Annotated in this window: 25 protein-coding genes; 6 read left to right on the top strand and 19 right to left on the bottom strand. The window is 31.0% G+C overall.

The window, feature by feature from the left end:
- Positions 1 to 55: 55 nt before the first annotated feature.
- A complete protein-coding gene (locus tag ACXGQT_RS05280) occupies positions 56 to 964 on the bottom strand; it encodes a histone deacetylase family protein (RefSeq protein WP_457830358.1) in 909 nt (302 codons plus the stop codon).
- A 73-nt stretch (positions 965 to 1,037) separates the two neighbouring features.
- Between ACXGQT_RS05280 and ACXGQT_RS05275 the strand changes: the two genes are divergently transcribed.
- Positions 1,038 to 1,460 (top strand): secondary thiamine-phosphate synthase enzyme YjbQ, encoded by a 423-nt coding sequence (locus tag ACXGQT_RS05275; protein ID WP_457830357.1) that lies wholly within the window; start codon positions 1,038 to 1,040, stop codon positions 1,458 to 1,460.
- 18 nt (positions 1,461 to 1,478) lie between these two features.
- Positions 1,479 to 1,868: a VOC family protein gene (locus ACXGQT_RS05270; RefSeq protein WP_457830356.1), complete on the top strand. Its 390-nt coding sequence runs from the start codon at positions 1,479 to 1,481 to the stop codon at positions 1,866 to 1,868.
- A 149-nt stretch (positions 1,869 to 2,017) separates the two neighbouring features.
- Here ACXGQT_RS05270 and ACXGQT_RS05265 read toward each other — a convergent pair whose 3' ends face one another.
- The 10 genes from ACXGQT_RS05265 to ACXGQT_RS05220 form a co-directional block, all read right to left on the bottom strand.
- A complete protein-coding gene (locus tag ACXGQT_RS05265) occupies positions 2,018 to 2,860 on the bottom strand; it encodes an FKBP-type peptidyl-prolyl cis-trans isomerase (RefSeq protein ID WP_457830355.1) in 843 nt (280 codons plus the stop codon).
- A gap of 42 nt (positions 2,861 to 2,902) precedes the next feature.
- On the bottom strand, positions 2,903 to 3,286 hold the full coding sequence (locus ACXGQT_RS05260; RefSeq protein ID WP_457830354.1) for an alkyl hydroperoxide reductase: 384 nt from the start codon (positions 3,284 to 3,286) through the stop codon (positions 2,903 to 2,905).
- A gap of 1 nt (position 3,287) precedes the next feature.
- The gene (locus ACXGQT_RS05255) at positions 3,288 to 4,571 is read right to left on the bottom strand and encodes a cryptochrome/photolyase family protein (protein WP_457830353.1); all 1,284 of its coding nucleotides are present in this window, start codon (positions 4,569 to 4,571) and stop codon (positions 3,288 to 3,290) included.
- The gene (locus tag ACXGQT_RS05250) at positions 4,558 to 5,247 is read right to left on the bottom strand and encodes a lycopene cyclase domain-containing protein (RefSeq protein WP_457830352.1); all 690 of its coding nucleotides are present in this window, start codon (positions 5,245 to 5,247) and stop codon (positions 4,558 to 4,560) included. The genes ACXGQT_RS05255 and ACXGQT_RS05250 overlap by 14 nt, the downstream gene beginning before the upstream one ends.
- Entirely contained in the window at positions 5,247 to 5,705 is a 459-nt protein-coding gene (locus ACXGQT_RS05245; RefSeq protein ID WP_457830351.1) for a sterol desaturase family protein, read from the bottom strand. Before ACXGQT_RS05245 ends, ACXGQT_RS05250 begins: the two co-directional genes overlap by 1 nt.
- Positions 5,698 to 6,162 (bottom strand): hypothetical protein, encoded by a 465-nt coding sequence (locus ACXGQT_RS05240; RefSeq protein WP_457830350.1) that lies wholly within the window; start codon positions 6,160 to 6,162, stop codon positions 5,698 to 5,700. Before ACXGQT_RS05240 ends, ACXGQT_RS05245 begins: the two co-directional genes overlap by 8 nt.
- 3 nt (positions 6,163 to 6,165) lie before the next feature.
- Positions 6,166 to 7,002, bottom strand: coding sequence for a phytoene/squalene synthase family protein (locus tag ACXGQT_RS05235; protein WP_457830349.1), 837 nt, complete (start codon positions 7,000 to 7,002; stop codon positions 6,166 to 6,168).
- A 5-nt stretch (positions 7,003 to 7,007) separates the two neighbouring features.
- Positions 7,008 to 8,468: a phytoene desaturase family protein gene (locus ACXGQT_RS05230; protein WP_457830348.1), complete on the bottom strand. Its 1,461-nt coding sequence runs from the start codon at positions 8,466 to 8,468 to the stop codon at positions 7,008 to 7,010.
- Between the two features lie 133 nt (positions 8,469 to 8,601).
- Positions 8,602 to 9,450: a LytR/AlgR family response regulator transcription factor gene (locus ACXGQT_RS05225; protein WP_457830347.1), complete on the bottom strand. Its 849-nt coding sequence runs from the start codon at positions 9,448 to 9,450 to the stop codon at positions 8,602 to 8,604.
- 49 nt (positions 9,451 to 9,499) lie between these two features.
- On the bottom strand, positions 9,500 to 10,393 hold the full coding sequence (locus ACXGQT_RS05220) for a lysophospholipid acyltransferase family protein (protein ID WP_457830346.1): 894 nt from the start codon (positions 10,391 to 10,393) through the stop codon (positions 9,500 to 9,502).
- A gap of 60 nt (positions 10,394 to 10,453) precedes the next feature.
- Between ACXGQT_RS05220 and ACXGQT_RS05215 the strand changes: the two genes are divergently transcribed.
- Both ACXGQT_RS05215 and ACXGQT_RS05210 read left to right on the top strand, forming a co-directional pair.
- Positions 10,454 to 11,098 (top strand): rhomboid family intramembrane serine protease, encoded by a 645-nt coding sequence (locus tag ACXGQT_RS05215; RefSeq protein WP_457830345.1) that lies wholly within the window; start codon positions 10,454 to 10,456, stop codon positions 11,096 to 11,098.
- 71 nt (positions 11,099 to 11,169) lie between these two features.
- Positions 11,170 to 12,828 (top strand): SulP family inorganic anion transporter, encoded by a 1,659-nt coding sequence (locus tag ACXGQT_RS05210; RefSeq protein ID WP_457830344.1) that lies wholly within the window; start codon positions 11,170 to 11,172, stop codon positions 12,826 to 12,828.
- A gap of 59 nt (positions 12,829 to 12,887) precedes the next feature.
- Here ACXGQT_RS05210 and ACXGQT_RS05205 read toward each other — a convergent pair whose 3' ends face one another.
- Genes ACXGQT_RS05205 through prmA form a run of 3 tightly spaced genes read right to left on the bottom strand, consistent with a single transcriptional unit; the run spans position 12,888 to position 14,285 of the window.
- On the bottom strand, positions 12,888 to 13,160 hold the full coding sequence (locus ACXGQT_RS05205) for a hypothetical protein (protein WP_457830343.1): 273 nt from the start codon (positions 13,158 to 13,160) through the stop codon (positions 12,888 to 12,890).
- A 1-nt stretch (position 13,161) separates the two neighbouring features.
- The gene (locus ACXGQT_RS05200; RefSeq protein ID WP_068828682.1) at positions 13,162 to 13,437 is read right to left on the bottom strand and encodes an ATP-dependent Clp protease adaptor ClpS; all 276 of its coding nucleotides are present in this window, start codon (positions 13,435 to 13,437) and stop codon (positions 13,162 to 13,164) included.
- Positions 13,438 to 13,457: 20 nt separating this feature from the next.
- Entirely contained in the window at positions 13,458 to 14,285 is an 828-nt protein-coding gene (prmA, locus tag ACXGQT_RS05195) for a 50S ribosomal protein L11 methyltransferase (RefSeq protein WP_457830342.1), read from the bottom strand.
- Positions 14,286 to 14,530: 245 nt separating this feature from the next.
- On the opposite strand from prmA, the gene ACXGQT_RS05190 reads away from it, so the two are divergent.
- A complete protein-coding gene (locus ACXGQT_RS05190) occupies positions 14,531 to 15,172 on the top strand; it encodes a DsbA family oxidoreductase (RefSeq protein ID WP_457830341.1) in 642 nt (213 codons plus the stop codon).
- An 89-nt stretch (positions 15,173 to 15,261) separates the two neighbouring features.
- On the opposite strand, the gene tpiA is transcribed toward ACXGQT_RS05190, so the two are convergent.
- From tpiA to ACXGQT_RS05175, 3 genes are read right to left on the bottom strand one after another with little or no spacing between them, the layout of a single operon-like run.
- A complete protein-coding gene (gene tpiA / locus ACXGQT_RS05185) occupies positions 15,262 to 16,020 on the bottom strand; it encodes a triose-phosphate isomerase (RefSeq protein ID WP_457830340.1) in 759 nt (252 codons plus the stop codon).
- An 11-nt stretch (positions 16,021 to 16,031) separates the two neighbouring features.
- Positions 16,032 to 16,520 carry a TlpA family protein disulfide reductase gene (locus tag ACXGQT_RS05180; protein WP_457830339.1) on the bottom strand — a complete coding sequence of 163 codons (489 nt, stop codon included), beginning with the start codon at positions 16,518 to 16,520 and terminating at the stop codon, positions 16,032 to 16,034.
- Positions 16,521 to 16,526: 6 nt separating this feature from the next.
- Positions 16,527 to 17,597: an ABC transporter permease gene (locus tag ACXGQT_RS05175; protein WP_457830338.1), complete on the bottom strand. Its 1,071-nt coding sequence runs from the start codon at positions 17,595 to 17,597 to the stop codon at positions 16,527 to 16,529.
- Positions 17,598 to 17,853: 256 nt separating this feature from the next.
- On the opposite strand from ACXGQT_RS05175, the gene ACXGQT_RS05170 reads away from it, so the two are divergent.
- Positions 17,854 to 18,870 (top strand): Gfo/Idh/MocA family oxidoreductase, encoded by a 1,017-nt coding sequence (locus ACXGQT_RS05170; protein ID WP_457830337.1) that lies wholly within the window; start codon positions 17,854 to 17,856, stop codon positions 18,868 to 18,870.
- Here the strand turns inward: ACXGQT_RS05170 and ACXGQT_RS05165 are convergent, their stop codons facing one another.
- Complete coding sequence (locus tag ACXGQT_RS05165; protein ID WP_457830336.1) at positions 18,871 to 19,812, bottom strand: transglutaminase family protein; 942 nt, start codon at positions 19,810 to 19,812, stop codon at positions 18,871 to 18,873.
- Entirely contained in the window at positions 19,812 to 22,367 is a 2,556-nt protein-coding gene (locus ACXGQT_RS05160) for a circularly permuted type 2 ATP-grasp protein (RefSeq protein WP_457830335.1), read from the bottom strand. The genes ACXGQT_RS05165 and ACXGQT_RS05160 overlap by 1 nt, the downstream gene beginning before the upstream one ends.
- Between the last annotated feature and the right edge of the window lie 3 nt (positions 22,368 to 22,370).

Raw genomic sequence — 22,370 nt, 5'->3', positions numbered from 1 at the left:
AAAAGTGAAAAAATGTCATTTTTAGAACTTGAATAAAAGTCTACTTGACAGTTTTTTAGTGATTTAATAGTAAGTCGGTAGCAATTCTAAAGGTATTACAATGAGCATTTACAATTAATTTAATGTCTGTAGAATAGCCACCACCCATGCTGCAAATTACAGGGGTTTTTAAATGGTAAAATGTTTCTAATACAAATTGGTCTCGTTCTTTGCATCCGTTAAGCGTACAGTTTAATTTTCCAAGTTTATCTGTAGCTAAAATATCTACACCAGATTGGTAAAAAACAGCATCAGGTTGTAGTTGGGTAATTAGGTTTGGTAAAGTAGTTTTTAAAATGTTTAAATATTCCTCATCACTAGTATTGTTTTCTAATGCGATATCTAAATCAGATGTTTCTTTGGTAAAAGGATAATTGTTTTTACCATGCATAGAAAAGGTGAATACATTGGAGTTGTTTTTAAAAATTTCGGCAGTTCCGTTTCCTTGATGCACATCTAAATCAACAATTAAAATTTGACTAGCTAGTTGGTGTTTAAGTAAAAAGTGAGCCGCTACGGCCTGATCGTTTAAATAACAAAAAGGATCGGGTTGGTTACTGTATGCATGATGCGTTCCTCCAGCCACATTCATGGCTATGCCGTGTGTTAAGGCAAATTTACTTGCTTCAATAGTTCCTTGCGTAATGATGAGTTCTCTATCTATAATTTGTTGACTTAGAGGAAAACCAGAATTTCTGATTTCATCTTTGGTCAAATCTAAATTTAGCAACCTAGTAATATAGTCTTTGGTGTGTGCACCAATTAGGTCTTCTGTAGAGGCTTTTTGTGGGGTGAAAAAATTTTCAATAGTGCAAGTTCCTTCGTGTAAAAGTTGTCTAGGGATTAAATCGTATTTTTCCATAGGAAAACGATGTCCTTTTTTTAAAGGATGCTCATAACAAGGATGAAAAGCTATTTTTAGCAAATTATAAAAGGTTTATAGTTTCATAACAAAGTTAAATTTTCAATCTTTGAAAAAAGTTATTTTTTAGATGTTTATGGAGTTTTATCAAAAAGAAATTCAGTTAAAATCAAGAAGGAGGGGCTATCATTTAATCACGGATGAAATAATAGCAGCCATTCCTGAAATAAGCAACCTACAAATAGGACAATTACAGGTGTTTATTAAACATACATCGGCCAGTTTAACCATTAATGAAAATGCCGATCCTACGGTTCGTATGGATTTTGAAACACATATCAATAAAATGATTCCCGAAGACATGCCTTATTACAAGCACGATTATGAGGGAAGTGATGATATGCCTGCTCATATAAAAGCATCTATGTTGGGTTGCTCTGTAGAGATACCTATTAGTAACGGACGGTTAAATTTAGGTGTTTGGCAAGGAATTTATTTAGGGGAACATCGAAATTACGGAGGAAGTAGAAAAGTAGTGTTGACTGCTTTTGGAAAATAATAAATTTAAAGATAAAAGATGTTTACATTTTCATTCAATCACGTAGCACTTTCTGTAAAAGATGTAAGTATTGCTGCTGATTTTTATAATAGGGTATTACAATTAAAGGAAATAGAAAACACAGCATCCACTTCTAAAACAAGATGGTTTGCTTTGGGGGAAGGAAAACAACTTCATTTAATTCCAAGACCTGATGCTGAAATAAAAACAAACAAAGCGGTACATTTTGCGTTGGCGATTAATGACATTCATCCTTTTATAAATCATTTACAGATTTTAGGAATACCATATACTGATTGGTTGGGAACGCCTACTAAAGACTATGTTAGAAATGATGGAATTAAACAATTTTATTTTCAAGACCCAGATGGATATTGGATAGAAATCAATGAAGATTTTAAGGAATAAAATCTTTTAAAAAGTAAAGCTGTCTTAAAAGTATTATAAAACGTCATTATGAATTTATTTCAGAATCACAAGTTGCTATGAAACAGTAGTGATGAGAAACTGAAACAAGTTCAGTTTGATGAAATTTTTACTTTTAAGACAGTCTTTTTTTAGTTGTTGATGGAAATAAGTTCAATATCAAATATCAGTACCGATCCTCCTGGGATGTTTCCATAGTCATAACTTCCGTAAGCCAAACGAGAAGGGATAAAAAGTTTTCCTTTGCTTCCTTCTTTAAAGTGAGTCATTCCTTCTTTAAAACCTTTAATCAATCCTGAAAGGTTAAAAACAGTGTCTTCACCTTCATCAAAAACTTCCCCGTCTTCTAAATAAGAACCCGTGTAGTTTAAGGTTACATTGTTGCTTTCAGTAGCAAAAGTATCTCCATCTCCAGTTTCTTCTATCATATAATATAAACCAGAATCTGTTTTGGTTACTAAGTCTGTTAAATTATTTTCTTCTAAATATTCGGTTATTTTAACATCATCTTCTTTAGATAGGTTAACAGATAGTAGTTCAATATCAAAAACAAGAACAGACCCACCAGGAATTGCATTATAGTCACTACTACCATATCCCATTCTAGAAGGGATGATTAGTTTTCCTTTTCCCCCTTCTTTAAAATAAGGAATTCCTAATGACCACCCATAAATAACACGTTGTAAGCTTAAGATAATTCCATCTTCATCGCTTTCATCAAAAACAGTTCCATTTGTAAAAGCACCTTTGTAAGCTACGGTAACAACATCTGTTGATTCAGGTTGTAAACCAGTTCCTTCTTCTTCAATAATATAGTATAATCCATATTGATCTCTGACAGCTTCCAAATCATTTTCTTCAAGATAATCAATAATTTCTTGTTCATTTTCTTCGGTGTAGTTTTTAGGGCTATCGTATTTAGTACAAGCACTTAATATTAAAAGAGCACAAAGGGTTATGCATATTTTTTTCATGTAAATTATTTTTAGTTTTTAAGGTGCATAAAGATACTACAATTAGTGGAGTTTCCAATGCTGCTCTTTATGTACCATGTAGAGGATGTATCCGAAGGGAACCCACCAGATAATATCGTTAAAAATAAGGGTGTAAAAAAATTCAAAAGGAACGATTCCTTGAAGGTAGTTACCTACAAATCCAATAGGACCAAATATTTTACCTAAAGTCCCTACAGCTACAATTGGCCAGTGTTTTAATGGATTGTATGATGCCCACCAATAACCTAAACCATATACTCCTACAATCATTCCAACTCCTTGCCATATCATAGGTAAGTTTAACCGTTCCATACCCACCAAATCAAAAAAGTGATTAGGAAATAAAACGACCCAAGTCCCCCATAATAGGTTATATATAGCAGCAATTTTTAAGATTGTTTTCATGTTAATTGTTTAAAGCTTCTTTGTAGGTGTTAATAGCTCTTTCTCTGGCAAATTTATGTTCCACCATTGGTTCAGGATAACTTAATTCATTTAATTCGGGTACCCATTTTTTAATGTATTTTAGGTCTTTGTCAAATTTTTGAATTTGAGTAGTGGGGTTAAAAACTCTAAAATAAGGAGCAGCATCACAACCTGTACCTGCTGCCCATTGCCAGTTTCCATTGTTGGCAGCTAGTTCATAATCTAATAATTTTTCGGCAAAATAAGCCTCACCCCATTGCCAATCAATCAATAAATGTTTGCATAAAAATCCTGCCGTAATCATTCTTACTCTGTTATGCATATGTCCCGTGGCATTTAACTCTCTCATACCTGCATCTACTATAGGGTATCCTGTTTGTCCGTTACACCATTTGTTAAATTCCTCTTCGTTATTTCTCCAAGGAACGGCATCGTATTTAGACTTAAAATTGTGGTTTTTAACTTTAGGAAAATGAAACAGAATTTGCATAAAAAACTCTCTCCAAATCAATTCACTTAAATAGACATCGCTTTGATTTGGTAAATTTAAAATGACTTGCCTGATACTTAAAGTACCAAAACGTAAATGAGGACCAATATGTGTGGTGTGATCAATAGAAGGGAAATCTCTATGTTTTCCGTAATCTATAATTTTTGTAGTATTAAACTTAGGTACTTTTATTAAAGAAGCTGTAAATCCTATCTCTTCAATTTTGGGAAATGATGTTTTTTGTTTTAAAAAGTTTTGATCATTACCTGTTTGTGTTGTAAGAGTTCTTTCTTTAAAAACAGATAACCATTTGTTTTTATATGGGGTGTAAACAGTGTATGGTTTTCCATCGGCTTTTACAATTTCATTTTCTTCAAAAATAACTTGATCTTTAAACCTGTAAAATTCAATTTGATGTTCCTTAGCCAATTTGTAAATATTTCTATCTCGTTCTAAAGCATAAGGTTCGTAATCTTTGTTGGTGTAAATCGCATTGATGTTGTAATCTTTAAAAAGTTGTGTCCATACTTCTGTAGGTGTTCCTTTTAAAACCAATAAACTACTTTGATGTTGATTTAGTTCTTGATTGATGTTATTTAAACAGTCATAAATAAAAGATACCCTAGTATCATTCTTTGGTAAAAATTCTAAAATTTCATCATCAAAAATAAAAATAGGAAGCACAGGAATGTTCTCTGCTAAAGCTTTGTTTAGAGCTGTATTATCAAACAAACGTAAATCTCTTCTAAACCAAAATACATTAACTTTTTGCATGTGCTTTTTGTTTAAAATATTGATGAAAGTATATGTTTCCAAAAATTAATAACATTCCGTAAAAAGTATCTTCCACAGGAATGGTAAACATTCTTATGCCCAAATTTTGAGTGTTGTTGTACCAAACAATAGGAGCTTCTAAAAAACTACCAGTTAATATTCCGTTACTCATAAAAAAGAACGGAAGAATGGTGGCAAAAGTCAAGTAGTAATAAAACAAATTAACTTTTAATTTTTTTAGATAAAGTAAGAAAATACCTAAAAACAAAAAGGTTAAAAAAGTGTACCATTTGTGGTAGTTTAAAATGCCTAAGCCTAACAAAAACAAAGCTAAAATGTAGTTGAATTTAATCAGTTTTTGATTGTTTTTTTTATTGGGAATTAAATACAGAAAGGCAAAATAAGTAAAGGAACAAGCGTAGGGAATACAAACAAAAAACAAAATTTCTTCTAGAGGTAAATGACCTAAATAAATTCCTGTTAAGTAAGTAGGATTAAAGCCCCAAAAGCCTAATTGCGTAAATATTTCATCCCAAATTAAAAAGAAAGTTCCCACCAGCACACAACTCAAAAAAAAGTACTTCCACTCTTTGTAAAATGCGTGTTTTTTGTAAAAACTAGCGATAAAAGGAATAGAGATACATGCGATATTGATGAGTAAATAGGTGTATTGCATTAAAAATATTGTTTAAAATACTTAATAGGTACGTATAACATACCAAAACATTCTCCTTCTTCTTTTCCTAAATGTTTATGATGCACTTTGTGAGCTTTTCTTAAAGATTTGATATACGGGTTTTTTATGTTTTTAAACCAATTAAATCGTTGATGAATAATGATGTCATGAACTAAAAAATAGGCAATACCATAAAATAAAATTCCCAAACCAATAAAAAACAAAAAGTTGAGCTCTGGTCTAATTCCAAAATAAAACAAAGCAATACTAGGGATGGCAAAAATGACAAAAAAAGCATCATTTTTCTCAAATACTCCTTGATATTTAGGTTGGTGATGATCTTCGTGTAAATACCATAAAAAACCATGCATTACAAATTTATGGGTACACCAAGTAATACATTCCATAAATAAAAATGTACCTAGTGTAGTAAGAATATATATTAATACGTTACTCATTTTTTATTTTTTTAATGTGTTTTAACATTATGTTTTGATAGTCTGTATTGATGTTACTTTTGACTAAGTTTTTTTGAATAAACAAATCATCTTCATCAAGGTTATTGTAGTAGCCTAAAAACTTAGGAGCTTTATTTTGTGTGAGCCACCTAATATACCTAGCTTCAACATGGTTGGGATGTTTTGTTATAAAATTTTCTAGCATTTTTTTTCCCTTTTTAAAGTTAGATAACTTTTGCATAGGAGACCAAACAAACTCAGCTTTTTTCATGATAGCAGCAGCGTGATAGGGAATAACATCACTACAATTAGATTTTTCACAAATGGCTATCATTTCTTCTAACTGCTCTTTGTCTACTCCATCCTGAAAAAAAGTTCTAACTTTTTGCAATTGCTCACAGTTGTTGCTCCACGATAAAGTTAAAGCAGCAAAAAAAGAGATGAATAAGGTTTTCATAAATTATACTAATCTTAAAGAATATTTGGTGTAAGCTCTCATTAGAATCAACATTTTTGTAGGGTTAGATACCCTTATTCTTTCATTCATAATTTGCTCACTAGTAGTTTGCTTTAGTTTGTATAATAGTTTTAGATAATATTTATAGGCTAAATACACTCCTAATTTACTTTCTATTGGTAGTTTTTTAATTCCTATATAAGCCTCTTTAAAATCGTTTTCTATGTCTATAATAATTTCTTGTTTGGTTTTGGCATCCATAGGTAAAGAGGTCAGGTTAGGGAAGTAAGACCTGTCTAAATCTTGTAAATCATCTTTTAAATCTCTTAAAAAATTTACTTTTTGAAAAGCAGAACCTAACTTCATAGCATAAGGTTTTAGCTCTTGATATTTTTCTTCATTATTATTTACAAAAACACGCAAACACATCAATCCAACAACATCAGCAGAACCATAAATATACTCTTCGTAATCTTGTATAGAAGCGTAGGTGGTTTGAGATAAATCTCTTCTCATACTCTTTAAAAAATCTTTTACAAAAGGTTGTAAATTATATTTAAGTACCACTTCTTGAAAAGCATTGAGAATAGGATTCATGCTTATTTTTCTGTCTAAAGATTTGTAGTATTCTTCTTCAAACTCATTTAATAATGTCTCTTGAGGATAATCTAAAAAAGTATCTACAATTTCATCAGCATAACGAACAAAGCCATAAATAGCGTAAATGGCAGGTCTTATGGTAGGTTTAAATAGCAAAATACCTAAAGAAAAGGAGGTGCTATATTTTTTTGTGATTAACTGACTACATTGGTAACTGGTACTGTCAAATAGAGCTTTCATAAATGCTAATTTTTTTTAATAAGTTCACTCACAATTTCTCCAGATATAATTGCTGGTGGTACTCCTGGTCCGGGTACGGTTAACTGTCCAGTGAAGTATAAGTTACTAATTTTTTTACTTTTAAGTTTAGGTCTTAAAATATGAGTTTGTAATAATGTGTTTGCCAAACCATATGCGTTTCCTTTATACGAGTTAAATTGTTCTTTAAAATCATTAATACAATAGCTTTCTTTAAAACTTACGAAATCAATAATGTTTTGGTTTGTTATTTTTTCTAACCTTTTAATAATGATGTTAAAATATTTTTCTCTAATAGCTGGAGTATCTTCTATTCCAGGTGCAATTGGAATTAAAAAAGTTCCAGATTCTTTTCCTTCTGGTGCAAAATAATCATCTGTTATGCTTGGAAAACTAGCATAAAAAAGAGGTTTTTCTGGCCAGGTTAAAGTATTGTAAATAGATTTTGCATGTTGGTTAAAATCAGTATCAAAAAAAAGTGTGTGATGAGATACATTTGCTAATTTTTTATTAAAACCTACATAAAAAAGTAAGGCAGAAGGAGCAAAGGTTTTTTTGTTCCAATACTCTTCTGAGTATTGTCTGTATTTTTTAGGTAGTAAAGTTTCTGTAAAATGATAGTCTGCACCGCTTAGCAAAATATCGCAGTTATATTCATTACTTGTAGTTGTAACAGTGTTTACTTTATTTTTTTCTAGATTGATGTTAGTAATATTTTCTTCACATATTATTTTTACCCCTAACTCTTTTGCAAGGTTTGCCATACCAACTGCTACTTGATGCATTCCTTTTTTAGGATGCCAAGTACCAAGTTTTAAATCGGCATAATTCATAAAATTGTAAAATCCAGGAGTGGTTTCTGGTTTGGCTCCAAGAAATAAAACAGGGAATTCTAATATTTGTTTTAACTCGGGGTGTTTTATGTATTTAGCTACTTGTGATTTTATGTTGCTAAAAAAAGCCCCCACTTTTAAGGCTGTTTTTGGAGTGATAATTTCAAATATATTTTCTCCTGGTTGATATACTAAATCTTTAATGGCTAGGTTGTAATTTTCTTCTGCATCGGCAATAAACTTTTTTAATTTATCTCCACTTCCTTTTTCTTTTTCCTCAAAAGTGTTTACAATGGTGTTAAAATTGGCAGCTATGTTCATAGAACTCATCACATCAGCATAAACTTTATAACCAGGATCTAATTGTGTAATTTGATAATAGTCGGATGTTTGTTTGCCAAAATCGTTAAAGAATTTATCAAACACATCTGGCATCCAATAAAAAGTTGGCCCCATATCAAACACAAAGCCATTTTTGTGTAATTGCTGTGCTCTTCCTCCAATATGATTGTTTTTTTCTAATATGGTAACATTGTAGCCAGCTTTGGCTAAGTAGCAACTAGCGGATAATGATGAGAATCCGGCTCCTATAATAATTACCTTTTTGTTTTCCATATTGTTTTTGTTATCAATTTACACAAACAATAATACAAATAGAAAATTCAGGTTGTTAAAATATGTGATATACAGGTAGTATTTGTGGTGTTTGGGACAAATGGGACTTTAAGAACTAAAGGTTTAGGGCTTGTTATGAAATTAATTTTTCTTTAGGGAAAGATCTAGAAATAGGAATAGGTTCTTTAATATGATTTAAAATTACCACAGCTGCTCTTGCATTTCCTTCGGTTTTAATTACTTCATTTTTGTTTACCAAAAAAGATCTGTGACACCTAACAAATTGCGGGTAAATAGTTAAAAAGTCTTCTACTTTTTTTAAAGTAACCCTCATTAATGTTTTTTTAGGTTTTCCGTCTAATAAATACACTATGGTTGTGTAGTTGTTGTTAGATTGTGCATATAAAAAATCATCAATATCTAAAGTTAAAGGAGTTTCTTTTATATTATCAGATTCAATGGTAATGATTTCTTTTTTCTCTTTTCGTATTTGTTCAATAATTTTATTAGAACTAATGTTTAATTGGCTTTGTAAATATTTTTCTACTAAAAAGATAATCAACAGTACAGGAAACACTCCAATAGAAAAGACCAAAGTCATAAATTTTGGGTAAGAAAAAGCAGGCATATAGTTACTAATATATACACTATGATATATGTAGTTTATGGTGGTTATAATTAAAAAAGAGATTAGTAAAAAAGTAGCTTCTTTTTGTACTGTCCAATTCCTAACATTAAAATAAAAGGGGAAAACTTTAGGAAGTATAAAATAACTAATAAATAAGCTAAAGCTAACAAGTATACCATAACCAACAATTAAAAAAGCATTGGCTTTAACAACTTGATCTATTCCAAATGGTTGAAATATGTATAGAAAAAGGAAGGTAAACAATCCAACCCCTAAGGTCATTGAAAGTTTAACAGGAAGTTTGTCAATTAAGAAATAAGGTTTGTTTAACCAAACTTTAAATTGCGCTATCATTAAGTAGGTTTTGTTTTATACTAAAGTAAAGATAACAAAAGAATTGAAGTTATGCGTTTTTAGGAGCTTTACCTAAATGTTTAAAACGATTATGTGTCCAAAAATAAATAGCAGGATTTTCTGTAATATCTTTTTCTAATTTTCTTAAATAAATATCCGTTAAAGGATATTCACTAGTAGCATTCTGTGGTATTTCTAATTTTTGAAAAGTAATTTCGTAATAACCACGTTTAGGCATTTCAATATGCATATAAATAACATTAAAGTTAAAACGTTTGGCTAACATTTCTGCTCCTGTATGAATAGGAACTGTGTGTCCAAAAAAAGTAGACCAATAATGTGTTTTGTTTATTTGTGGAGATTGATCACTTAACAAACCATACATAGATTGAATTCCATTTTTATAATTGCTAAGTATTTGTGGAATGGTGTCTTGTGTTGGAATAAATACAGATCCAAATCTTCCTCTGTTTTCTTGTACATAAGTATTAAAGTATTTGTTTTCTAATTCTTTAAATGCTCCAAAACATTTAATACTTGTATGATGATTGATATTAAATAACCATTCCCAATTTCCATGATGTGCTCCAAGTAAAATAACACTTTTTCCAGAGGCTTCTAGTTCTCTAAAAATTTCAGGATTTATATACTTGTAACGCTTGTCTATTTCTTTTTGAGGAATTCCAAAACCTTTTAACATTTCTATAAAAATATCAACAAAATGCCTGAAAGATTTTTTTTCTATAGCTAGTCTTTCTTCCTCTGTTTTTTCAGGAAAACAAAGAGCTAAATTTTTTCTAACGGTTTTTTTTCTATATCCAATAATGTAATAAACCAAATAATATAACAAATTTGATATACCATATAAAAACCAAAGCGGTAACTTTGAAAAAAGAAATATAATAGGATATATAAGTAAAAAGGTAATTCGTTCTTTAGTCATTTTATAAAAATAGGAATTGCAAATATCGAATATATATCGGACATAAATAAATGGAACAACATGAATTTAATTGTAATAGGCTTAATTGTAGCCAATGTCATCATAAGCTTACAAGGCTTTAAAAATATTGTGTTTTTTAACAAGTATAAATTCAACGTATTAAGCGTACAAAGAGGTGAGAATTTTAGAATGATTACTTCTGGTTTTTTACATGCCGATTATATTCACTTAGGATTTAATATGTATGCTTTGTACTTGTTTTCTAATACAGTATTGCATTTTTTTAACCCTTTGCAGTATTTGGGTATTTATGTATTGAGTTTGTTGGCTGGTAATTATTTATCATTGGTGTTAAATAAAAACAATGCTTATTATTCAGCTGTAGGAGCTTCTGGAGCGGTTACAGGTATTGTATATGCAAGTATTGTGTTGTTTCCAGAAATGCAGTTGTATATATTTCCACTACCTATTGCCATACCAGGATATGTATTTGGAATAGGTTATTTGTTTTACTCCATGTATGGTATGAAAAATCAATTAGGGAATGTAGGTCACAGTGCACATATTGGTGGTGCTATTGCAGGATATGTAGCTACCATTTTAATGATGCCTAGTGTTTTGCAAACAGGAACCTTACAGGTGGTTTTATTGGCTATTCCTATTGTGGTCTTGTTAGTTATGCAAAAAAAGAATCTTTTTCAGTAGGGCATTTAACGTATTCATATTTGGTATAGCTCATATATAAACCCTATTTTTGCGGCGTTAAAAACAAAACTATGACTAAATATTTTAAACAATTTACCACAAACCCTAAAAACGATATTTTAGCAGGGATGACCGTTTCTTTGGCAATGATTCCAGAAGTTGTTGCTTTTGCTTTTGTTGCACAAATAGATCCATTAGTAGCTTTGTCTGGAGCTTTTATTATTGGTTTGATTACTGCTGTTTTTGGAGGGAGACCAGGTTTAATTTCAGGAGCTGCAGGAGCTGTAGCAGTTATTTTTGTACACATGATACAAGAAGGTCATACCAAAGGAATGTTGTTTGATAGCCCTGTAGATAATATGGGATATTTTTATTTGTTGGCAGCTGTTATATTAATGGGAGTTTTTCAAATATTTGCAGGAGTGTTTAAATTAGGACGTTTTGTGCGTTTAATACCCTACCCAGTAATGCTTGGTTTTGTAAACGGATTGGCCATTGTTATTTTTTGGGCTCAAGTAAAAATGTTTACTCATAAAACTTTAGAAGTATCTGCCGATGGTGTAAAAAATTACATTTCAGAATTTATGTCTGGTACAGAATTGTATATCATGATGGGATTGGTAGGATTAACCATGTCTATTATCTTTTTACTACCAAAGCTGACAAAAAAATTACCAGCATCATTAACCGCTATTTTAGTGGTAACTATTATTGTTATTTTTTCTGGGTTAGAGGTTTCTACTGTTGGATCTTATATAAGAGAAGGTGGAGGAGCAGGATTAAAAGGAGAATTTCCAACACCAAATATGGAGTTATGGCAAAACTTACCTTTTAATTTAGATACGTTTACGTTTATTTTACCTTTTGCCTTTTTAGCAGCTTCTGTAGGGTTAATAGAGTCTTTAATGACCATGAATTTGGTGGATGAGTTAACAGATACCAGAGGAGATGGAAACCGTGAATGTATAGCACAAGGAGTTGGAAATATTACGAGTGGACTTTTAGGAGGAACAGGAGGTTGTGGAATGATTGGTCAGACAGTGATTAATATCAACGCAAAAGGAAGAGGACGTTTGTCTGGAGTGATGATGGCTTTAACATTGTTGTCTTTTATTTTATTTGCAGATAAATATATAGAGCAAGTTCCTATTGCTGCTTTGGTTGGGGTAATGTTTGTAATGGTAATAGAAACTTTTGCTTGGTCTAGTATCAGAATTTTAAGAAAGATTCCTCAAGCCGATGCTTTTGTGTTGGTAGCCGTATCGGCTATTACTGTGGTTTTTGATTTGGCGATTGCTGTTTTTGCAGGAGTAATTATTTCTGCTTTGGTGTTTGCTTGGGAAAATGCCATTAGAATTAGAGCAAGAAAAAGAATGAAAGATGGAACTTTAACTTATGAAATTTGGGGACCTTTGTTTTTTGGTTCTGTCAATGTATTTAACGAAAAATTTGATCCTAAAAACGATCCTCAATATGTAGAGATTGATTTTATAGAATCTCGTATTAGTGACCATTCAGGTTTAGAAGCTGTTAAAAATATTGTATTAAAATATGAAGAAAACGGTAAAGAAATAAAATTAAGACACTTGAGTAAAGACTGTAAAGTATTGTTAAAAACAGCTGATCCTAAGTTTTCTAAAATGATTGTTGAAGATATAGATGATCCAAGATATCATTTGGTAGAAGACCCAGAGAAATTTAAAAAAGGATTGTATGATACGGCTGAATAACTGTATATAGTAATTCATAAATTAAAAAAGAGGTTGGTACATTTGTACCAACCTCTTTTTTAATTGTAATCTAAATATTGTTGAACAACTTTTCGATGATCGTTATCATCTAGCTTAAAATCTTCTATGAGTGTATTTAAACCATCAGGCTTTTGTTTTCCAATATTATTTTTGGAACTATAGCTTGTGAAATGTACATTATAAACTCCTTCTGTTTTTTCAAGAACAATGTATAAATCATCTTTGATCCAAGAATAGGCAATGGTATCAAAAAAAGAAGAGGAGTCTTTGCTAAATTCAGAAAAATTGTAGTAATCTAAAAATTGTTCCATATTACTTTATTTCTGCAGATAATCCTAACTCTAATAACTTAGAACACTTAGGTTTTAATTCCTCGTAGCTTCCAGTTTTTACAGCGCATTTTCCTTTGTAATGTACCAACATAGTACATTGTTCTGCCTGTAATGGTTCGTGTTCACACACATCTATCAAGGCATCAATCACAAAGTCAAACGAGTTTACATCATCGTTGTATAAAATAATTTCATAGTCCTTAATTAATTGCTCAAGGACATCAATACTTTCTAAAGTTTTTTCTATTGTGCTCATAATCAATGCAAAATTAAGCATTATTTATCTAATTGTAAACCTACCCAGTTATTTTTGGTATAAGTTTTTTTAATGGTCAATCCTAAATCTTTGGTTCGTTCTTCAAGAAAGGGAATATCTTGTGTATAAAATCCACTCAATAATAATTTACCTCCATCATTTAAACACTTATTATATACATCCATATCATTCAATAAAATGTTTCTGTTGATGTTGGCAATAATTACATCGTATTTTTGATCTACCAACATAGAAGCATCACCTTGGTATGCAGTAATGTGTTTACAGTTGTTTTTCTCAACATTTTCTTCGGTATTGATAAAACACCATTCATCAATATCAATGGCATCAATAGGTTTTGCACCTTTCATTTCAGCAAAAATGGCTAAAATTCCAGTTCCTGTTCCCATATCTAAAACACTTTTATCAGCTAAATCTAGCTCTAATAAGTGTTTAATCATTAAATGAGTAGTTTCATGGTGACCCGTACCAAAACTCATTTTAGGCTCTATTACAATTTCAAATTCCATTCCCGTTTTTTCATGGAAAGGAGCAATTACACTAACTTTATTATCTACATGAATTGGAGCAAAGTTTTTTTCCCATTCAGCATTCCAGTTTACTTGTTCAATTTCTTGATAAGTATAAGAAATGGTAAACTCTTCCGACTGCAAAGCAAAAACATCATCTAAAATATCTTCATGCCAATCTTGTGTCTGAATATAAGCCTCTAGACCTGTAGATGTTTCTTCAAAGCTTTCAAAACCTAGTTGGCCTAATTCTGCAATTAAAATTTCGGTAGCGGGTTGTAAAGGTGTAATGGTAAAAGTATAACCTGTGTAATTCATATTATAAAGTTATCAAGTTAAAAGTTGTAATGTTTGTCAAGTTGATGATTTTTTAATCTAGGTTCTTAAAACCAGAATACAAAAATAGCTAAAAGCAAAAGCTTTTAGCTATTTAAGCTTATAATTTATGGTGTATTTTATCCTCTGTATTTTTATCTTTTAAAATTTATGCTGTATGGTGTAATTAATGATGGTGACTACCGTACTAACTTTAAGTTTTAAGAATAAATTTTTATTATTACAAAATGAAAGAAAAATTAAAAATAGACATTGTTTCTGATGTGGTTTGCCCTTGGTGTACTATTGGTTATAAGCGATTAGAGAAAGCCATTTTAGAATTAGGCATTAAAGATGAGGTTGAAATTGAGTGGCAACCTTTTGAGTTAAACCCTAATATGCCTATTGAGGGACAGAATTTAATAGAACATATTAGTGAAAAATATGGTTCTTCTTTAGAAGATCAAAAACAGTCAAAAATACAAATGCAAGAAGCCGGAGAAGCCCTTGGTTTTACTTTTGATTATTTTGATGAGATGCGTATGGTAAATACATTTGAAGCCCATATTTTACTGGAATATGCAAGTGGTTTTGGTAAACAAACAGATTTAAAAATGTGTTTAACCACAGCTTTTTTTAGTGAAAGAAAAGATGTTTCCGATAGAGAAATTTTAAGACAAGCTCTGTTAGAGGTTGGTTTAAACGATAAGGAAGGAATGGCTTTGTTAGATAACGAAGAAAAGCGTGCTGAGGTTAGAAACAAACAAGAGTATTGGAAAAGTTTAGGAGTAAACTCTGTGCCTACCGTTGTTTTTAATAGAAAAAGTGCAGTAACAGGGGCTCAACCTGTTAAAACGTTTAGAGAAATATTATTGAGTTTATTGGACTAAACAATATTTTTAGATCATGTATAAAGTTAAAATCCCGCTAAGAGCTTATGCTTTTAGCGGGATTTTAATATATTATTAATATCTAATATTTAGATAGCCTTAATTACAGCAGCAAAATCAGCAGCTACTAAAGAAGCTCCACCAATTAAACCTCCATCCACATCTGGCTTAGAGAAAATTTCTTCAGCGTTAGATGGTTTACAAGAACCTCCGTATAAAATAGATACGTTTTCAGCAACTTCAGCTCCGTATTTATCAGCAACAAATCCACGGATAAATGCGTGCATTTCTTGAGCTTGATCTGCAGAAGCAGTTAATCCTGTTCCAATAGCCCAAACTGGCTCGTAAGCCAATACAATGTTAGACCATGCAGCAGCATCTAAATGGAATAAAGCTCCAGAAATTTGCTTAGCAACAACTTCTTCTTGAGTGTTTGCTTCTCTTTCTTCTTTTACTTCACCAAAACAGTAAATTACTTCTAATCCGTTTGCCAAAGCAGCATCAGTTTTTTTAGCTAATAAAGCTTCGTCTTCACCAAAGTATTCACGTCTTTCAGAGTGACCTAAAATAACAGTTTTAATTCCAGCGCTTGTTAGCATATTAGCCGAAACTTCTCCTGTGTAGGCTCCGTTAGTTTCTTGGTGCATGTTTTGAGCAGCAACTTCTACAGCAGAACCTTCAGTAGCTGCTAATACAGTAGTTAAGTTTACAAATGTAGGTGAAACAATAACTCTTGTGTTTTCTAAAGAAACACCTTTTAATTCGCTTACCAATCCTTCTGCTAAAGCTTTAGATTCGGCAACGTTGTTGTTCATTTTCCAGTTACCTGCTACAATTTTACTTCTCATTTTATATAAATTTAGTTTTCTAATACGTTTATTATTCTAGAATCATCAGCCTCAATTGCTCTGTAAATAAGTAATTTTCCAGTTTCATCAATGACAATGTATCTTGGAATCCAATCAAGGTCTATGTTTTTAGCAAAAATACTTTTCCAACCACCATCTACATAATAATGATTCCCTTTTATACTAAAACGATTGATACCGTGTTTCCATGCGGTTTGATTCTTGTCCAAAGATATAAATACATAGTTCGTATTCGGGTATTTTTTTTGAAGATTTTTAAGTTTAGGAAGTCCTTTAATACAATCACTACACCAACTAGCCCATATTTCTATTACCGTGGTTTTTCCTTGGTAGTTTTCTATTAATTTTTGAAAAGTAATATCATCACCAGATAAGGAAACCATTGGAGCGGCTAATACTTCTTTACTAAATGCTTTTTTTTCTTGTGCTTTACAGGCAAAGAATAAAAAGCTAACTAAAATTAAGGTGATTTTTTTCATGATATTTTATTTTAATTCAACACTTGGGTCTAATATGCTGTAAGAAATATCCACCAAAATATTTAGGAGAATAAAAAATGCAGCAATGGTTAATATACTTCCTGAGATTACAGGTAAGTCGGAAGAATTTAAAGCGTTTACAATTTCTTTACCCAAACCGTTCCAGTTAAAAATATATTCTACAAAAACCGCACCAGCTAATAAAGAAGCAAACCATCCTGATAAAGTTGTAATTACAGGATTTAAAGCATTTTTTAAAGCATGTTTTTTAATGATGACTTGAGTAGACAATCCTTTAGATTTTGCTGTTCTGATATAATCTTTACTTAAAATATCTAACAAAGAGTTTCGGGTTAACTGAACAATGACTGCCAAAGGTCTAATTCCTAATACAATACTAGGTAGAATGGCATTTTTCCATACAATTTTAGTGCCTTCACCAAAATCATCTACCTCAACAATATTACCTGTCATTCCTAAACCTGTGTATTCGTGTAGCACAAAACCAAAAAACCAAGCGAATAAAATGGCAGAGAAAAAAGAAGGCAAACTCATTCCCAACGTACTAATGACCATGATACATTTGTCTAAAAAAGTATTGACTTGCAAGGCAGATACAATTCCTAATAACAATCCAATCACAAAAGCAATACTAATGGCTGTTACCGCTAATAATAAGGTGTTGGGTAAAGTTTCTATTAGAATACTGCTGACCTCTTTATCGTTTTTTTGAAAAGAATTTCTAAGGTTTGGAAATTTTATCACCCCAATAGAATCATCGGTATTAAAAAAAGTAATTCTCCATTTTTTTTCTGGTAAAAAAGTGTAATCCTCTTTGTTATTGCTATGAAAAGAAATAGGCGATAGATCATTTAAATAATTAATGTACTGAGTGTGTAAGGGCAGGTTTAAGCCGTATTTAATTTTGATATTTTCTAATTGTTCCTGATCTTCTCTTTGGTCTAATAACATTCTAGAAGGATCTCCCAATAAATTAAACAAAAAGAAAAGCAGCGTTGCTACTCCAAACAAGCTGATAAAACCTTTAAAGATGTTTTTTATTAAAAATGAAATCAATGCAAATGTGTTTTATGAAACTCTGTCAATCCGTATGAATATCACTAAATATTAAGTGAAATTTGAATCGAGAATTAATAATTCTGATTTATAAATATGTTCTCTATATCATTTTTTGTCAAAAATCAATTGAACTGACATGTATAAATTCTTTTTATCTCAAAGATATCATTTAGAATAATTATATACACAGGATGTGATTAAAAGATTTTAAAGTTTTAAATTGCTAATTCTTAAATAAAAAAACGAGTCATCCATGTCAAAAATCATCAAAACAGGATTGTTATCTTATGGACTTTCAGGAAAAGTATTTCATGCCCCTTTTATAAACGAACACAAAGGATTTGATTTAACTGCGGTGGTAGAAAGAAGTAAAAAAACAATTAAAGAGGTTTATCCTGATGTGATTAGTTATGATAATATTGATGAAATATTAGCCGATAAAAACATTGATTTGATTGTGGTAAACACCCCAAACAACACTCATTACGATTTTGCTGTAAAAACTTTAAAAGCAAAAAAGCATGTGTTGATGGAAAAACCTTTTGCGATCACCTCAAAACAAGCAAAAGACTTATATAGTTTAGCAGCTGAAAACAATTGTAAAATTTTAGCCTATCACAATAGAAGGTATGATAGTGATTATCTTTCTGTAAAAAAGGTGTTGGCCTCTGGTGATTTAGGAGAGGTGGTAGAAGCTCATATTAGGTTTGATAGGTACAAAACCGCAATTGGTCCTAAAATATCTAAAGAATCTGCCGATATTCCTGGAGGTGGAATTACTTATGATTTAGGTTCTCATATTATTGATGCAGCCATTTCTTTATTTGGGTTACCAATTAGTTGGCATAAAAAGAAAGGATATTACCGTGAAAACACTCAAGTAGATGATTTTATGTATGCTTTTATTGAATTTCCAAACAACATTCACGTTCATGTTACAGCAAGCATGTTGGTCCCCAATCCGCAATCGTCTTTTGTGGTACATGGAACCAAAGGAACTTATGTAAAGCAAAGAATTAATTTACAAGAAGAACAGTTGATGGCAGGTATGCATATTACCGATGCAAATTATGGGGTTGAACCAGAAGGTGTAGAAGGGGAGTTGACCATTGCTTTAAACGAAATAGAACGAAAAACCATCAACATAAAATCTGAACCAGCCACTTATATGCACATTTTTGAAGCTGTTTATCAAACTATTGTTAACGGAAAAGAGTACCCTATTACAAAAGAGCAAATTATTAAACAGTTAGAAATTATAGAAAGTTAATTATTGTTGTTGCTGCTGTTGCTGTTGAATTTGCAATTGTGTTTGTTGATATCCGCCATCAGGTCTAATATCAACAGATACCTTTAATGTACTTTTTCCACTGCTATATAACACTCCTTTTAAAGGAGCAACATCGTAATAATCTCTTCCCCATGCCACTACAATGTGTTGGTTTTTTGGAATTTGATTGTTGGTAGGATCAAAATCTAACCAACCAAAAGTAGGAATGTACACTGAAAACCACGCATGAGAAGCATCGGTACCAATTAGTTTTTCTTTTCCTGGAGGTGGTAATGTTTCTATGTATCCACTTATGTATTTGGCGGGTAAATTCATAGAACGCAAACAGGCAATGGCAATTTGAGCAAAATCTTGGCAAACTCCTTTTTTCTCTTTCATTACCTCACTAATAGGAGTGGCAACGTTAGAAAAGGAAGTGTTGAACTCAAAATCTTTAAATATACGTTGCATTAATTCGTAACTAGCTTCGTAAACAGACCTATCGGGTTTAAAAGAAACCTCGGCATATGCTTTAATATTATCTCCTATATTTTTGATTAATACAGATTCTAATTGAAATTGTCTCGCTTCAAGAATATCATCACTCACACCTTTTAAAACATCTAAAGCTTCTGTTAAAGTAATTTTTTTTGCAGCTTCAAAATCGTCAATACAAGGAACAGATAAAAGATTTCTATCTACTTTACTAATGGCAGTAACTTTTAATTGTTTGTGGTGATCTTGTATAGAAAATCTTGTAATGGTATTGCCAAAAAAATCAACTCGTTCAGAAAATTCAACAGGTTTAGGACTAATTTGTAAATCGTAAGAAATTAATTGCTGCCCTAAAATGTTTTTAGGTTTTAAAATGGCCATGTTATGACAAAAAGTAACCCCTTCTTCATAATCATATTGAGTTGTATGTATAACTTTATAAATCATTATAGCACAATTTTTTGTTTTACCATTTGTGTTTGTTGATACGTATGATCAAAATAAGTGTTAGAAATTGCCAAAGAAGTTTCGTGTAATAAATCACTCAATTCTGATAATAGTTTTTCAAGATTATCTCTTAGCGTTAAATCTTCGTTTAAATCTAATAAGGTTAAAGTATTGATGTTGTTTATTAACTGATTTGCTTGCCTAATGTTTTCTACCGATTTAGAAAACCCTAAAGTCCCTTTTGGTAAAGGCAATCTTTCAATATCTTTTTCTATTCTTTTTAATTGATAAGATAAAGATTTTGGATATACTTTGTCTAGTATAATTAAATTAACAACATTATCTATACTTAAATAAGAACGATAACTATATCTGTAAATATTTAAACTCTCATGACTAGAAAGTAATGATTCTAGTATTTCGTAATTCAATTGCTCTTCGTAGTTAAACACAATTAAAGAACGGCATTTGGCAATATTCATGGTTGCTTGTTCCATTTGCAAACCAATAAAATAAAGTAATAAACCTTGGTTTACCAATATGCTTTCTTCTATTAACCCCATAAAAGCAATTAACCTTGTTACCGTTCTGTCTAACAATTTTGTTAAAGATACTATTGATGGTTCTTCGTTGGCATTGTAATTTCTCCAAAGCTTTTTAATACTATCAAAAACTCTCCACATGTCTTTAGACCAAAGATTTCTAAGACTGTAATAAGAATTGTTAAAGCTATTTAAAGTTTGAGCCAAGCTACCAATTCTTTGTTCATCTAAAATTAAAGATTGAATTTCCTTTAACGGATTGGCTAGAGTTTCTTCAGAACCTTTCCCCACAAAGCCAGGAAAAGTAGAAGTAATGTTGGTAATGGCTTTGTATAAATAAGCCAATATTTCCGATTCAGATTTTCGGGTATTATATTGCTCATTATTCATATTATTCAGCACCATTCTAATAAAACGAGCTGTTACCAAAGCTCTCCCTAAGTATCTACCAGACCAAAATAGGTTTTCGGCAGTATTACTAGGCAAATCATTGATATCTGATACAGAAATATTCTGAGCACTATTCCATGTATATTGTTGGATATTGGTTTGTGGAGTGTTGCTAATTACCCAAAAATCTTTACTAACACCACCACGCTGGTTAGAGACACGTAGTTCTTTTCTTTCAGAAGCAACACGTACCAAACCACCTGGCATTACTGTATAACCATTTCCTTTTGCAATGGTAAATGTTCTACAAACAATTTTTCGGGGTTCTAATTTTCCGTTGATGTAATTTGGAGCTGATGAAAAGGATATTTTTTCTTGAGCCACAAATCTATACGGATTTTTTAGGATTTCTTTTTTTAAGGATTCAATTTCTTCTTCAGATAAAAATTCACAGAAAAATAAACTTTCTCTGTTAGATCTATCAATTCTTTTAACAACAAAATTTTTGATGTTTTTAAGAACAAATTTTAATTCTTTTTCTTGTCCACACCACCAAGAAGCTATTTGTGGCAGCATTAAATCTTCTTTAAAAAAGTAGTTGCAAATTGCATTCATAAAAGGCACCAATCCAGAGTTTTCTATAATACCACTTCCTATAGGATTGACTACCGTAATGTTTTGATTTCGTACAACTTCTAACAGACCTGCAATTCCTAAATAAGAATCTTCTCTTAACTCTAAAGGATCTACAAAAATATCATCTACACGCCTTAAAATAACATCTACTTTTTTAAGTCCATCTAAAGATTTCATCCAAACAAAACCATTACGAACAATTAAATCATTCCCTTTTACCAAAGAATACCCTAAAAGAGACGATAAATATGCATGTTCAAAATAAGTTTCATTATGTGGTCCAGGAGTTAAAATTACAATGTTTGGATTTTTAACATTTTTAGGAGCAGCATCTATTAACATTTGATTAAAATCGTTAAAAAATGCTGAGGGTTGTTTTACATTGATGTTGTTGTATAACTCAGAAGCAATTCTACTTGTAGTAAATCTGTTTTCTAAAGCATATCCCATTCCTGATGGGGCTTGAGTTCTATCATTTACTACCCACATTCTACCGTCTGGACCTCTAGAGATTTCAGCAGAATAAATCATTAAAGATTTATGAGTGGTGTATTTTATTTTATCAGCATGTCTTAAAAAACCTCTATGTCCATAAATAACCTCTGGAGGCAATATTTTGTTTTTAATAAGTTCTCTATCACCATAAATGTCTTTTAGAATTAAATCTAAAAGTTCAGCTCTTTGTTTAATTCCTTTTTCTACTTCTAACCATTCTTCTTCATTAATTACAAAAGGAATTATATTTAAATCCCAAGGCCTGTGTAAACCATTAGGGTCGTTATAAACATTATAAGTAACCCCATTTTCTACCATTAACCAATCTATTTCACTTTGAAGGTTTTTTAGTTTGTCATCACCAATATTATCAATGTTGTCTAATAAAGGTTTCCAATTTAGATTGATTTCTTTATTGGGTTTTAATACCTCATCATAGTTCTTAATATCAGATAAGTAATCTTTAAAAAGTTTATTTGAATTAGTGGTCATTTA

It is taken from the genome of Wenyingzhuangia sp. IMCC45467 (genome assembly GCF_054111205.1).
Note: the sequence above shows the minus strand (reverse complement) of the source record. Positions and strands in the feature narration are given on the sequence as shown.